The organism is Streptomyces sp. NPDC001714 (assembly GCF_042892755.1).
GTDB lineage: Bacteria > Actinomycetota > Actinomycetes > Streptomycetales > Streptomycetaceae > Streptomyces.
Map to the genome: position 1 here is coordinate 685,357 of NZ_JBIAUL010000001.1, position 14,301 is coordinate 699,657.

Annotated in this window: 11 protein-coding genes; 2 read left to right on the plus strand and 9 right to left on the minus strand. The window is 70.6% G+C overall.

All coding sequences use genetic code 11. The features are described 5' to 3' along the window. Window positions 1-4: 4 nt before the first annotated feature. From ACFY0P_RS03210 to ACFY0P_RS03220, 3 genes are all read right to left on the minus strand, one after another. Window positions 5-628, minus strand: coding sequence for a TetR/AcrR family transcriptional regulator (locus ACFY0P_RS03210; protein ID WP_388906689.1), 624 nt, complete (start codon window positions 626-628; stop codon window positions 5-7). Then, on the minus strand, window positions 625-2,223 hold the full coding sequence (locus tag ACFY0P_RS03215; protein WP_388906692.1) for an MFS transporter: 1,599 nt from the start codon (window positions 2,221-2,223) through the stop codon (window positions 625-627). The genes ACFY0P_RS03210 and ACFY0P_RS03215 overlap by 4 nt, the downstream gene beginning before the upstream one ends. 126 nt (window positions 2,224-2,349) lie before the next feature. Next, window positions 2,350-3,066 (minus strand): hemolysin III family protein, encoded by a 717-nt coding sequence (locus ACFY0P_RS03220; RefSeq protein WP_388906695.1) that lies wholly within the window; start codon window positions 3,064-3,066, stop codon window positions 2,350-2,352. Window positions 3,067-3,419: 353 nt separating this feature from the next. Between ACFY0P_RS03220 and ACFY0P_RS03225 the strand changes: the two genes are divergently transcribed. Then, a complete protein-coding gene (locus ACFY0P_RS03225) occupies window positions 3,420-5,243 on the plus strand; it encodes a phosphoenolpyruvate carboxykinase (GTP) (RefSeq protein WP_388906698.1) in 1,824 nt (607 codons plus the stop codon). Between the two features lie 344 nt (window positions 5,244-5,587). Continuing rightward, window positions 5,588-7,567: a calcium-binding protein gene (locus ACFY0P_RS03230; RefSeq protein WP_388906700.1), complete on the plus strand. Its 1,980-nt coding sequence runs from the start codon at window positions 5,588-5,590 to the stop codon at window positions 7,565-7,567. A gap of 148 nt (window positions 7,568-7,715) precedes the next feature. On the opposite strand, the gene ACFY0P_RS03235 is transcribed toward ACFY0P_RS03230, so the two are convergent. From ACFY0P_RS03235 to ACFY0P_RS03260, 6 genes are all read right to left on the minus strand, one after another. Further along, window positions 7,716-8,318: a hypothetical protein gene (locus ACFY0P_RS03235; RefSeq protein ID WP_388906703.1), complete on the minus strand. Its 603-nt coding sequence runs from the start codon at window positions 8,316-8,318 to the stop codon at window positions 7,716-7,718. Next, window positions 8,305-9,834, minus strand: coding sequence for a substrate-binding domain-containing protein (locus ACFY0P_RS03240; RefSeq protein ID WP_388906706.1), 1,530 nt, complete (start codon window positions 9,832-9,834; stop codon window positions 8,305-8,307). Before ACFY0P_RS03240 ends, ACFY0P_RS03235 begins: the two co-directional genes overlap by 14 nt. Then, window positions 9,831-11,030: a toxic anion resistance protein gene (locus tag ACFY0P_RS03245; protein ID WP_388907299.1), complete on the minus strand. Its 1,200-nt coding sequence runs from the start codon at window positions 11,028-11,030 to the stop codon at window positions 9,831-9,833. Before ACFY0P_RS03245 ends, ACFY0P_RS03240 begins: the two co-directional genes overlap by 4 nt. A gap of 31 nt (window positions 11,031-11,061) precedes the next feature. Then, on the minus strand, window positions 11,062-12,138 hold the full coding sequence (locus ACFY0P_RS03250; RefSeq protein ID WP_388906708.1) for a hypothetical protein: 1,077 nt from the start codon (window positions 12,136-12,138) through the stop codon (window positions 11,062-11,064). Between the two features lie 405 nt (window positions 12,139-12,543). Further along, window positions 12,544-12,951 carry a hypothetical protein gene (locus tag ACFY0P_RS03255; RefSeq protein WP_388906710.1) on the minus strand — a complete coding sequence of 136 codons (408 nt, stop codon included), beginning with the start codon at window positions 12,949-12,951 and terminating at the stop codon, window positions 12,544-12,546. 93 nt (window positions 12,952-13,044) lie between these two features. Then, on the minus strand, window positions 13,045-14,256 hold the full coding sequence (locus ACFY0P_RS03260) for a pyridoxal phosphate-dependent aminotransferase (protein ID WP_388906712.1): 1,212 nt from the start codon (window positions 14,254-14,256) through the stop codon (window positions 13,045-13,047). Between the last annotated feature and the right edge of the window lie 45 nt (window positions 14,257-14,301).

The following is a 14,301-nucleotide window of genomic DNA, read 5'->3' on the forward strand; positions in this document are numbered from 1 at the left end:
GGCCTCAGTGGTTTTCCCGGGGCAGACCGTGCTCGATGACGTCCAGGGCGCGGTCGACGAGGGCCTCGAAGTCGCCCTGGTGCTCGTTCTCGGCCCAGTACATCGAGACCTCCATCAGCCCGCCGACGATGGACATCGCGTAGACCCGGACCTCCAGGCTGTCCGGGTCACGGCCGGTGCGCTCCCCGATGGCCTGGCAGAGCAAGCGTCCGGTGGACGACATGCTCTCCATCATCCGGGAGCGCACCGAGGGGACCTCGACCATCAGCCGGGTGCGCAGCCGGGAGACCGCCGGATCGTCCTTGACGCCCAGCCGGATGGCCCGGTGCATCACATGGCGGAGGGACGTCGGCCACGGCTCCTCGGCGGGTCGTGACCGGAGCTCTTCCATGATCAACAGGTCGTACTCGTCCGTGAGGACGATGTCCTCCTTGGTCGGGAAGTACCGGAAGACCGTCGACGGCGACACCTCGGCCCGCTCGGCGATCTGCTCGATCGTCGTGGCGTCCCAGCCCTGCTCCTCGACCAGCGCGTACGTGGCCACGCGGATGGCCTCGCGGGTCTTGATCTTCTTCCGTTCGCGGAGGCCGGGCCGGGGGGAGGTGTGCGGTGCCGTCATGCCGGTCATTGTCCGGCATCGGCGGTGGCGGGGGCCACGGCCGGGGACTCGTCCCCCGCGGTACGGCGCTCGGCGGGGGTGCTGGGCAGGAACGCGGCGGCCAGCAGGGCGGTGGCGAGCGCGGCGATCCCGCACACCAGCAGGACCAGGCCCATGCCGTGGACGTACGAGGCGTTCGCGGAGGCGGCCAGGTGGGCGGAGCCCGTCCTGTCGGCGACCAGGTGGGCGGCGACCACCGACTCGCCGGCGGTGTGGCCGAGCGGGGCGGGCAGCCCGGTCACGTCCAGGCGGTCCCGGAAGGTACCGGCCAGCAGGCTGCCGAGCAGGGCGATACCGATCGCGCCGCCGACCTGGCGCATCGTCATCAGCAGCCCGGAGCCGCTGCCGGCCCGGTCCGCGGGCAGGGCGCCGAGGGCGCCGTCCATGGCGGGGACCACCGAGAAGCCGAAGCCGAGGCCGGCGACGGACAGCCACAGCGCGGTGAAGCCGTAGCCGTCGCTCACCGACGTACGGCTGCCGAGCAGGGCGGCGAAGGCGAGGACGACCAGGCCCGCGGTGACCACGGCGCGGGCGCCGAAGCGGTCGACGACCGGCTGGGCGGCCCGCGCGGCGACGATGAGGCCGCCCATCATGGGCAGCAGCCGCAGGCCGGTGCCGAAGGCGTCGTTTCCGAGGACCGCCTGGAGGTAGGGCGGCAGCACGAACATCAGGCCGGACAGCACGAACATCACCAGGGTCGCGGCGAGGGTGTTGAGCAGGAACCCTCGGTGGGTGAGGAGGCCCATGTCGAGCATCGGGCGCTCGGCCCGGCGTTCGCGCAGCACCAGGGCGGTGACGAGGACGACGGCGACCGCGAACAGAGCCAGCACTGGGGGTCCCCCCACGCCTTTCGGGCTGTGGGGGAGGGTCGCCCAGCCGCGGTCGGGGGCCTCGATGATCGCGTAGACCAGGGCGCCCAGGCCGATCGCGGTGAGCGCGGTGGAGAGGGCGTCGACCTTGGGGGAGGCGGGGTCGCTGGTCTCGGGGAGCAGGAAGACGCAGGCGGCGATGCCGATGGCGGCCATCGGGACGTTGATCAGGAAGACCGAGCCCCACCAGAAGTGGTTGAGCAGGAAACCGCCGATGATCGGGCCGAGCGGCAGACCGAGCGCCGAGGCGGCCGAGACGATGCCGACGGCGCGGGTGCGCTCGGCGGGCCCGAAGAGCGAGGGCAGCACGGACATCGCGAGCGGCATGACCAGCGCCGCGCCGATGCCCATGGCCGCGCGGGCGGCGATCACCCAGTTCACGTCGCCGGCCAGGGAACCCATCACCGAACCGGCCAGGAAGATCAGCAGGCCGACGACGAGCATCCGGCGACGCCCGAAGCGGTCGCCGAGGAGTCCGGCGGGGAGCATCAGCGACGCGAAGACGATGACGTACGCGTCCGCCATCCACTGCTGTTGGCTGGTGGTGGCGCCGAGCTCCCCGGCCATCGTCGGGAGCGCCACGTTGAGGATCGTCGTGTCGAAGCCGAGCACCAGCATGCTCGCGACCAGGGCACCCAGGGCCCACCACCGGCGGGGGTTCTGGTGCGTCTCTTCGAGGTGAGTGACAGTAGCCATGAAATGAGAGTAGCTCTCAAAATCTAGTAGCTGTCAATGGCGAGTGAGTGTCGCAATATCGCGGAGGGCATGAAAAAAGTGGCCACGGCTCGGAAGCCGTGGCCACTCGCGGGAGCGGCGGTGGGGCTATGCGTGCTGGTAGGCCACCAGCGAGATGCCGACGTAGTGCACGACGAACGCGGCCAGCGTGAGGGAGTGGAACACCTCGTGGAACCCGAAGTAGCGCGGTGACGGGTTCGGGCGCTTGATGCCGTAGATCACGCCGCCCGCGCTGTAGAGCAGGCCGCCGACGATCACCAGGACCAGGACCGCGATGCCGCCGGTGCGCATGAAGTCGGGCAGGAAGAAGACCGCCGCCCAGCCCATCGCTATGTAGCAGGGCGTGTACAGCCAGCGCGGTGCGCCGACCCAGAAGACCCGGAAGACGATGCCCGCGGCCGCCGCGCCCCAGATGCCCCACAGCAGCCACTGCCCCTTCGCCCCGGGCAGCAGCAGCATGGTCAGGGGCGTGTAGGTGCCCGCGATGATCAGGAAGATGTTGGCGTGGTCGAGTCTGCGCAGGATGCCGTCCATGCGCGGGCTCCAGTTGCCCCGGTGGTAGAGCGCGCTCACGCCGAACAGCAGGCACGCCGTCAGCACGTAGATGCCGCAGGCGATCCGGCCGCGCGGGGAGTCGGCGAGGGCGGTGAGGACGAGGCCCGCGACCAGTACGGCCGGGAACATGCCCAGATGCAGCCAGCCGCGCAGCTTGGGCTTGACCTGTTGCGACAGGGAGGAGAGCGCGGCGGGACCGCGGCCGGCGGCCGGCGAGTCCGTGGGCGCGTCGGGAACGGGCGCAGTCATGAGGGGCATCGTACCTACGGAACCGTAAGTTACGGATCAGTCTCGCTCGATGACCGCCGGAGAGTGGCCATCGTCTCACGGAGCCTCGGTTGCGCTCACATTCATGAGCAAAAAGACCTTGAGGCGAACTCAATATGGACGCAAAGAAACGCAGGTGGGCGCAGAAACCGTGGCCTTCCTCACGTCGCTCATCTGTGACTCCCTCTGGACAGATGGGTGATCGAGTCGGAGGATCAAATGAGTGCGGTCGGCACCGGATGAGCGGCTACGAAGCATCCGGGTCGCAGCCCCCACGGGGCAGCAAGGCCTGAAACAGGGCCACAAGATCAAAAACCCCTCATTTAGGAGCAATCGTGGCGCGCGACATCGCGGCTCCCACCGTCATCCCCACCAAACATCAGGAACTGGTCTCGTGGGTCAACGAGATCGCCGAACTGACGCAGCCGGACAGCGTGGTCTGGTGTGACGGATCCGAGGCCGAGTACGAGCGACTGTGCGAGGAGCTCGTGGCGAAGGGCACCTTCAAGAAGCTCGACCCGATCAAGCGCCCCCACTCCTACTACGCGGCCTCCGACCCGACCGACGTCGCCCGGGTCGAGGACCGCACGTTCATCTGCTCCGAGCGGGAGCAGGACGCCGGCCCGACCAACCACTGGAAGGCCCCCGCCGAGATGCGGGAGATCTTCTCGGGCGAGAAGGGCCTGTTCCGTGGCTCGATGAAAGGCCGGACGATGTACGTCGTCCCGTTCTGCATGGGCCCCCTCGGCTCGCCGCTGTCCGCCCTCGGCGTGGAGATCACGGACTCGGCGTACGTCGCCGTCTCGATGCGCACGATGACGCGCATGGGCCAGGCCGTCCTCGACGAACTCGGCGACGACGGCTTCTTCGTCAAGGCCGTCCACACCCTCGGCGCCCCGCTGGCGGAGGGCGAGGCCGACGTCCCCTGGCCGTGCAACCAGACCAAGTACATCTCGCACTTCCCCGAGTCGCGCGAGATCTGGTCCTACGGCTCCGGCTACGGCGGCAACGCCCTGCTCGGCAAGAAGTGCTACGCCCTGCGCATCGCGTCCGTCATGGCGCGCGACGAGGGCTGGCTCGCCGAGCACATGCTGATCCTCAAGCTCACGCCCCCGCAGGGTGAGTCGAAGTACGTCGCCGCGGCCTTCCCGAGCGCCTGCGGCAAGACGAACCTCGCCATGCTGGAGCCCACCGTCTCCGGCTGGACCGTGGAGACGATCGGCGACGACATCGCCTGGATGCGGTTCGGCGCGGACGGCCGCCTCTACGCGATCAACCCCGAGGCCGGCTTCTTCGGCGTCGCGCCCGGCACCGGTGAGCACACCAACGCCAACGCGATGAAGACGCTGTGGGGCAACGCCGTCTTCACCAACGTGGCGCTGACCGACGACGACGACATCTGGTGGGAGGGCATGACGGAGGAGACTCCGGCCCACCTCACGGACTGGAAGGGCAACGACTGGACGCCGGGCTCCGAGACCCCGGCCGCCCACCCCAACGCCCGCTTCACCGTGCCCGCCGCGCAGTGCCCGATCATCGCGCCGGAGTGGGAGGACCCGAAGGGCGTGCCGATCTCGGCGATCCTCTTCGGCGGCCGCCGGGCCACCGCCGTCCCGCTGGTGACCGAGTCCTTCGACTGGAACCACGGCGTCTTCCTGGGGGCCAACGTGGCCTCCGAGAAGACCGCCGCCGCCGAGGGCAAGGTCGGCGAGCTGCGCCGCGACCCGTTCGCGATGCTGCCGTTCTGCGGCTACAACATGGGCGACTACATGGCCCACTGGATCGACGTGGCCAAGGACAAGGACCAGTCCAAGCTGCCGAAGATCTACTACGTCAACTGGTTCCGCAAGAACGACGAGGGCAAGTTCGTCTGGCCCGGCTTCGGCGAGAACTCCCGCGTCCTGAAGTGGATCGTGGAGCGGCTGGACGGCAAGGCCGAGGGCGTGGAGACGCCGATCGGTGTGCTGCCGACGCGTGACGCCCTCGACACCGACGGGCTCGACCTCGCGGACAGCGACCTCGACTTCCTGCTGACCGTCGACAAGGAGGTCTGGCGGGAGGAGGCGGCGCTCGTCCCCGACCACCTCAACACCTTCGGTGAGCACACGCCGAAGGAGCTGTGGGCCGAGTACCGGGCGCTGGTGGAGCGACTGGGATAAGTCCCCTCGGAAAGACTCCGCGGCCGGTCCTGGGGGAGTGCCCTGACCAGCGATCGTCACGACCGGCCGCGGTGTGAACCGGCGAGGCCGCGCACAACGGTGTGCGCGGTCATGGGCCTGCCGTCACTTCCGTCCGCCCCGACGGGACCGGTGACGGCAGGCCTTCGCCTGTGTGGGCGGCGTCCCGGTCGCCCGCCGGACTGATTTCCTGCGCCCGGTGAGCGCAAGGCGCCTCGTGCCGCACCCACTTGTGGACCGGCACCGGAACGCTGTCGGCCATGTTCACACCTCATGTTCGATCGTTCACACCTGGTGTTCGGTCGCTCACGATCCGCGCCGGAACCGTGGCGGCCACCCTCCTGGCGCTCCTCCTCGCCCTGCCCGGCACCGCGGTGGCCGCCCCCGGCGACCTGGACACCGGCTTCGGCGGCGACGGCACGGTCCTCACCGACTTCGGAGGCACCGACTCCGCCGCCGACGTGGCGGTGCAGCCCGACGGCAGGATCGTCTCCGTCGGCACCACCTTCGACAGCTCCGGCTCGGAGGGCGACTTCGCGCTGACCCGGCACAACGCCGACGGCTCTTTGGACCCCACCTTCGGCGGCGACGGCAGGGTGACCACCGCCGTCAACAACCTGCCGTCGAACGAGGGCCTCCAGCGCAGCGAGGCGCACGCCGTGGCCCTGCAGCCCGACGACGGCAACATCGTGGTGGCGGGCAGCAGTTGGCGAGGGCCGGAGAACTGCTGCTGGTTCACGCTGGTCCGGTACAGGGCGGCCGACGGCTCGCTGGACACGAGTTTCGGCAACGGTGACGGCCGGGTGTTCACCGACTTCGGCGTCCCCGAGGAGGCCACGGACGTCGTGGCGCTGCCCGGCGGCAAGATCGTCGCCGCGGGCTATGTCGGCGGCCAGGCCGCGGTGGCCCGCTACAACGCCGACGGCTCCCTGGACACCACCTTCGGTGGCGACGGCAAGGTGACCACCGCTCTCGGCGGGTCCCTCCAGGAGGGCGGCGACGTGCGTGCCCTGGCCGTGCAGCCCGACGGCAAGATCGTGGTCGCGGGCGAGGTCGGGACGACCAGGTTCGACTTCGTGCTCGTCCGCTACAACACCGACGGCAGCCTCGACACCGGGTTCGGCACCGGCGGCATCCAGCGCACCGACTTCGGTGACTACGACTCCGCGGAGGCGCTCGCGATCCAGCCCGACGGCAAGATCGTCGCGGCCGGTTCGAGCGGCGGCCGGGTCGCGCTGGCCCGCTACACCCCGGGCGGCTCCCCGGACCCGAGCTTCGACGGCGACGGCATGGTCGTCACCCCCGGCGGCGGCGCCGAGGACATGAAGCTGCAGAGCGACGGGCGGCTCGTCGTCGCCGGCACCGGGCCGGGCGGCTTCGACGTCCTGCGGTACAACACCGACGGCGGCCTGGACAGCGGCTTCGGCAACGGCGGCCGGGTGGCCACGAGCTTCGGCGGCAGCGACGCCGCCCACGGCGTGGCCGTCCAGTCCGACGGCAGGATCGTCGCTGCCGGCCAGGGCGGACCGGACACCGACTTCGCCCTGGCCCGCTACCTGGGCGGCGGCGGCAGCACACCCCCGCCCCCGCCACCGCCGAGCGCGGACCTCTCCGTCACCGAGACCGGCCCGTCCACCGTCACCATCGGCGACCGGGCCACGTACACCGTCCGCGTGACCAACGCGACCACCTCCACCGCGTCCGCCACCGGCGTCACCCTGACCGACACCCTCTCCGGAGCCGGCGTGACGCTGATCTCGGCCGCGCCCTCCCAGGGCGGCTGTACCACCACCGCCACCGGCGCCACCTGCACCCTCAACACCCTGGCCCCCGGCGCGAGCGCCACGGTCACGGTCGTCGCCGAACCCCGCACGACCGGCACGCTCACGAACACGGCCGCGGTCACCGCCGCCCAGAGCGACCCGGCGACGGGCAACAACACCGCCACGGCGACCGGCACCGTCAACAACTCCCGGGGCTGCACGATCATCGGCACCAGCGGGGCCGACACCCTCAACGGCACGATCGGCAACGACGTGATCTGCGGCCTGGGCGGCAACGACACCCTCAACGGGAACGGCGGCTCCGACACCGTCTACGGCGACTACGGCAACGACACCATCGACGGCGGCGCCGGCAACGACACGCTGTACGGCGGCCCGGGCAACGACACCGTGAACGGGTCCGCCGGCAACGACCGGGTGATCACCACCGACGGTGTGTCCGGCAACGACACGGCCAACGGCGGCCTCGGCACCGACACCTGCACCACCGACCCGGGGGACGGCCGCATCAGCTGCCCCTGAGCACCTGCTCCGGCCCCCGCGCACCGTGGGGGGCCGGGGCTGGGCGTCGTTCGTCTGCGGCGCCGTCGTGGCTGGTCGCGCAGTTCCTCCCCCAGCCTTCGGCCGGGGGTACCCCCAGCGCCCTTCGGGGCGCTGCCCACCGGACCCGCTAGTTGTTCCGGTCCTCCAGATACCGCGTGTGCGTCTCCTGGCGCCTTGCCTCCGTGTCCCGCAGCCCGGCCGCCAACTGCTCGGCCTCCTCCTTGAGAAGGCCGAGCTGGTGCTCCAGATGCCGTTCCGGCGGCTCCTGTCCGGGCGTCAGACGCGTCCACCACCGCGTCCGTACGAAGCTGTCGACCGCCTCCGGGATGTCCTGCCGTACCGTCCGCGACAGGACGTGGACGCCCTCCGGGTCCTGGGCCAGCAGTTCGGCCGGCCGGCCCGGGTCCAGCAACGCGGTCAGCAGGTCGGTCAGTTCGGCGAGCCGTACTTCCGTCGAGGCGGGCAGGCCGACCTCCGCCAGATAGGTCTCCAGTCTGCGGAAGTCGGCCCGCACCTCCTCCAGCTGGGCGGAGGGCGTCGGGAAGTCCGGCAGCGGCGGGCGTTCCGGCGGGGCGATCAGCGCGCCCGCGCCGTACAGGCCGGCCACCACCACCGGCCAGTACGTGCCCGCCACCCCCGTGAAGGTCAGGACCAGGCCGACGAGACCGGCCCCGCTGCCCGTGAGGTTCTTGCGGGATTCGAGGTAGCCGAGGAGCTTATTGGTAGCCACGGATCTCCTCGAAGGCGCCGTCCAGGGAGTCCTGCCGGCCGTCGAAGAGACGGCCGCCGGTCAGGGTCGCGATGTGCTGGAGTTCGGCACGCGAGGAGTCGCCGAAGAGGATGGGGAAGACGGGGATCTGCTGCCGGTCGGGGGAGAGCTTGTTGTAGAAGTCGTCGAAGTCACCGACCTTGGCGCCCGTGGTGTTCTCGCCGTCGGTCATCAGCACGATCGACGTGAAGGTCTCCTGGGAGGGGTTCAGCTGCGCGTACGCCTTCTCCAGGGAGGTGTAGACGGCCGTGTTGCCGTCGGCGTGCAGGGCGTCGGTGTCCTTGCGGATCGCGGCGAGGTCGGCCTTGTCGTCGACCACGTGGGTGCTGATGCTCTTCACGTCCGAGCCGAACGGCATCAGGGTGACCTCCTCGCGGTTGCGGAAGCCGCCGGTGAGGCCGGTCAGGGCCGCCTTCAGGCGGGTGAGGCGGTCGCCCTTCATCGACCCCGAGGTGTCCAGGACGTAGACCGTGCGGGAGGGCCGGCGCAGGTCGTTCTCGTACGCCGAGATGAGCCCGTCCGCCACCGACTTGTCGCCGGGGAAGGGGAGTTCGCGACGGCGGCCGGTGTCCAGGCCGGCGGCCGGGGCGACGGAGGCCACGACCGGGCGGCGGTGCGTGGTGTCCGTGATGAGCTTCTGCACGGCTGCCGTACGCAGGTCCTCAGTCACCCTGCGGACGTCCTCGCGGGTGGCGGAGGAGGTCGAGGCCAGCGAGGAGAACGGGTAGTCGGCGGTGACCACGCCGTCCTTCGGGCGGATCACGGTGAGACCGGGGATGCTCTGGAGCACGGACTCGTAGTTGAGCAGGGCGTCCACGTTGCCGCGCCGCCGGTAGGCCGAGGCCAGCCAGCCGGAGGAGCCCGAGGTGAGGGTCTGGCCCCTGAAGAACTTCTTCAGCCGGGGAGTCGCCTTGGCGATGTCGTCGTCCGTGAGCGCCGACTGGGCGCCGGAGAGCGCGGAGGCCACGGAGACCAGCGTGGCGAAGCCGGAGTTGGAGCGGGCGGGGTCGGTCATGCCGTACGTCAGCTGGCCGGCTTCCACTGCCTGCTCGACCTGGGACCAGGTGACGTCGGCCGGGTTCCAGCCCAGCGACCGTACGGTGGCCGTCCTCACGCCGATCGCGACCGGGCTGGACATGATCGAGGTCTCGGAGACGACCTTCTTCGCCGCCTCCGGGCGCAGCCGCAGATAGTCGTCGGAGGACAGCCACAGCGCGTCGTACCTGCCGTCCGTCTTCCCCTTCGCCAGCAGGTCGATGGCGTCCAGGGTGCCCATGTAGGTGGGGCGGACGGTGACCCCGGTGTCCTTGCGGACGCGGTCGAACACGGCCGTCATGTCGCTGAGTTCGGAGGAGGCGAGGACCCGCAGGGTGCCGGGCTTGGGGGCCGTGGAGTCGTCGCCGTGGTCCTCGGAGGTGCAGCCGGTCAGGACGACGGCCGCCGTCGCGAGGAGGGCGAGGAGCGGGCGTCTGCTCATGCGAGGCCGCCCTCCAGCGCGCCCTTCGCACGACTGCGCTCCAGGTAGGCGCTCGCCTGGTGGAGTTCGTCCGTGAGGGACTGCACGGTGGTCGCCATCGCCTCGGTCGCCTGCACCTTGTAGGTGTCGATGGCGTCGAGGGTCCGGTAGATCTGCTGGAACGCGGCGCGCAGCGTCTCGGCGCCCACGGCCGGGTCGGCGGCGATGCGCTGGATCTCCCCGCTCTGGGTCGCGAGCATCTCGGCGTTGCCCCGGATCAGGTCCTCGGTCGTCCCGCGCAACGCGTTGACCTGCTCGATCACCTTCCTCTGGTGGTCGAGCGCGGAGGCCAGCATCACCGAGATCCGCAGCGCGGAGACGGTGGTGGTGGCGGCGCGCTCGACGCCCTTGATCAGCTCGTCGTTGTTGCGTCGTACGACGTCCATCGCGAGGTAGCCCTGCGCGGACACCGCGAGCTGGGTGAGCAGGTCCTGGTGCTTCTGCCGGACCGGGAAGAGCACGTCCGCCCGTACGGCGTCGGCCTCCTGGGGGTCCGGGATGCGGGCGAGATGCTGCTCGACGGCGGTGTCCAGGGCCTGGGTGAGGACGACGTACTCCTGGAGCTTGCCCATGGTCTCCCAGAGCCGCACCCGCTCCGTCTGCAACGCCGCGTTGTCCCGCCGCAGTTCGTCCTGTCCGCCGCGCAGCGACCCCACGATCCTGTTCAACGTGCCCTGCGCGGAGGCGTACTTGGCGACGTGGTCGCGGAGCTTGTTGCCGCCGGGCAGCCGGGAGAGGAACTTGCGGCCCTTGCTCGCGGGCAGGTCGCGCGGGTCCAGGTCCTCGACGACCCGGCGGAGTTCGACCAGTGAGCCGGCCACCTTGGCCTGGGCGTCACCGCCCTTGTCGGGCAGGCTGCGGACGGCCCGCTCCAGCATGCGGTTGGACTGCGAGGCGGCGGTGCGCATCTCGCCGGCGCCGAGGCCGGTGATCTCGCCGACCTTGCTCGCGAACTCCGGTGACCGGGCGTCCAGGGCGGTGAGGTCCCGGACGTAGTCGGAGGCCTTGCGCGCCATGTCCGTACGGACGCCGTCGTCGACCGGCACCAGCCCGCCCGCCTTCTCCCGCGGCACGGGCGCGACCGCCTCCGGCGGGGTCAGCGTGAAGACGTCGTCGCCGCTGAGTGTGGGCGTGGGCTCACCGCCGCTCGGCACCATCTTGTCGAAGTTGCTCACAGGATCCCCCCGGTCAGCCGCGCGCCCGGCGGGCCATCTCGTGCAGCACCGCGGAGGTGGGCACGGGCGCCTGCCGGACGCCGGTCAGTGTCTGGTTGAGGTAGGCGGCGTGGTCGGCGGTGTCCTTGACGAACTCGGCGGAGTCGCCCTGGGGCCGGAAGCCGTGCTTGACGGCGAGTCTGCGCAGGGCCGGGTCGGTGCTCAGCAGTTCGCCGAGCTGCCGGCCGGCGTCGTCGAGCGGCACGATCGTGTGGTCGCTGTTGACCGTGGTGTCCGGGTAGAGCACCACGAGGTCGTCGGCGCCGGGCTGTTCCGCGAGCAGCGACACCACCTGCGACTCGTACAGCCACACCAGCGGGTTGCCGGCGCCGCTGATGAAGTCCCTGAACACCGAGTCGCTGCTCGGCTGCTGGGCCCCCTGCACGCTGACCAGCTTGTGCAGCAGCGGTGCGGTCTTCGCGACGTCGCCGTCACTCGCCACCACCCGGCCGCCGTTGGCGACGTAGGAGGCGGCGGCGAGGTAGAGCGCGCCGGAGTTGGAGGTCTCCGGATCGGTGCTGGTGATGAACAGCGTCCCGGTCAGCTCCCCGTGCGCCTCGGCCCCCTTGAGCTGCTGCCAGGTCCGGTCGTGCCGGGCGGCGTCCAGGTAGGCGGCCATCTTCAGGGTGCCCTTGCCCTTGCCGTCGAGCACGGCGAGCCCGTTGGCGGCCAGCACCTCGGCCGCGCTGCGGTGGGCGACGACGACGAGGGGCGAGTAGAAGGGGCGGGGGAGGGGCTGGCGGGCGTGGTACTTCCCGGCCAGCGTGTCGGCGGGCGCCGAACTGGACGGGAAGGCGAAGTCGTACCCCTTCAGGTCCAGATCCTCCATGGCCCAGGATCCGGACGCCTCCGTCTTCACGGTGTAGCCCTTGGCGGCGAGGGCCTTCACCACATCGGGATCGGCGAAGAAGTCCGACTTCTCCGAACCGATCACACCACGCACGGTCTTCGTTGCCGTGCCCTTGTCATCCCCGTGCCGGCCTGCGACGACGGCAGCCACCACGCCACCGATCAGCAGCACCGCGAGGACGATTCCCGCGATACGTCTCACGCCGGGGAGCGTGCTCGCGGAACCCCACGTTCCTGGGCGACCCGGGTGAACGGGGGGTGAATCGGACGTCCCGGAATACTACGAGGGGCCGAAAACCGCTCAGGGGTCCGGAGAGCGGCGGAGAAGAAGGGTGGCTGTGGAGGTGAGCGAGGTCTGCGGGCGCGGGGGTGACCGATGCCGAGGAATCGATCCGCCGCGAGGGCGCTCGGCCCCGCGGTGCTGTTCGGCGGTGCCGGGCTTCGGGCGGAGTGGCACCGCCGGACTGTGCCGTGGTGGCTGATCGCCGTCGCGGCGGAGAAGAAGGGTGGCTGCGGAGGGCGGGTGGCTTCGTGGGGGTAGCCGTGTGTGGCAACCCGGTCCGCGCGTCGCTGCGGGAGCGCGCGGACCGGGGCCGTCGGGGGTGGGTCAGCCGGCTGTGGTGAGTTCCGTGGCCGCCGCGTGGGCGTCCATGCGTTCCGCCGCGAGGATCGCCGCCGCGGTGTCCGCGCGGGACGCCGCGACCACCAGGGCGCGGCCGGCGAACGCGTGCGCGCGCTCGTGCAGCGCGGCCGCCTCCGACGCCGCCGTCACCGACGCGCGGACCGGCGTACGTCCGTCCCGCAGCCGGGCCACCTGCTCGGCCAGCCGGGTCGCGGCGGCGTCGAGGTCGGTGGACGGCGTGAGTGCGCGCAGCTCGTCGGTGACGGCCAGCAGCGCCGCGAGGTGTCCTGCGAGCTGGATGTCCAGCTCCTCCTCGCGCGTCCGGTGGGGGAAGTCGGAAGGGGTGCCGGCCATCGTGCTGTGGACCGACTTGGTGCGGATCGGTTCGTACATGGGAGATGGCCTCCTGTGCTCTGACAGGAAACCATCCTAGCTTAGATTTCGTCTAAAGTTGACCGGGCTCACGGACGGTGGTGCGGCGGCTGTCTAGGGCTGGCCGTACCCGTCCAGGAACCGGCCGATCCGGGTGATCGCGTCCCGCAGATCCCCGACCGTCGGCAGGGTCACCACCCGGAAGTGGTCCGGCTCCGGCCAGTTGAAGCCGGTGCCCTGGACGACCATGATCTTCTCCTGCCGCAGCAGGTCCAGGACCATCTGACGGTCGTCCTTGATCTTGAAGACCTGGGGGTCGAGGCGCGGGAAGAGGTACAGCGCGCCCTTGGGGCGGACGCAGCTCACGCCGGGGATCTGGGTGAGCAGATCGTAGGCGAGGTCCACCTGCTCCTTGAGGCGGCCACCCGGCAGGACGAGGTCGTTGATCGTCTGGCGGCCGCTGAGCGCGGCCACGACCCCGTGCTGACCGGGCATGTTCGCGCACAGCCGCATGTTCGCGAGGATCGTCAGGCCCTCGATGTAGGAGTCGGCGTGCGCCCGGGGCCCGGAGACGGACATCCAGCCGACCCGGTAGCCGGCCACCCGGTACGCCTTGGACATGCCGTTGAAGGTGAGCGTCAGCAGATCCGGGGCCACGGCCGAGGTCGGCGTGTGCGTGGCGCCGTCGTAGAGGATCTTGTCGTAGATCTCGTCCGAGCAGACGAGCAGGTTGTGGCGGCGGGCGATGTCGGTCAGCCCGCGCAGCATCGCCTCGTCGTACACCGCGCCCGTCGGGTTGTTCGGGTTGATGATCACGATCGCCTTGGTGCGGTCGGTGACCTTGCGCTCGACGTCGGCGAGGTCGGGCATCCAGTCCGACTGCTCGTCGCAGCGGTAGTGCACGGCCGTACCGCCGGAGAGGGAGACGGCCGCGGTCCAGAGCGGATAGTCCGGGGCGGGTACGAGGACCTCGTCCCCGTCGTCCAGGAGCGCCTGCATCGCCATCACGATCAGCTCGGAGACGCCGTTGCCGATGAAGACGTGCTCGACGTCGGTCTCGATGCCGATGGTCTGGTTGTGCATGACGACCGCGCGCCGGGCGGCCAGCAGCCCCTTCGCGTCGCCGTAGCCGTGTGCCGTGGAGACGTTGCGGAGGATGTCCTCCAGGATCTCCGGCGGGCACTCGAAGCCGAAGGCGGCCGGGTTGCCGGTGTTCAGCTTGAGGATGCGGTGCCCCGCCGCCTCGAGCCGCATCGCCTCCTCGAGAACCGGGCCCCGGATCTCGTAACAGACATTGGCGAGCTTGGTCGACTGGATCACCTGCATGTCGGTGAGCTTACGGGGCGGTAACGCCGGTCGGCCCGTGTTTTC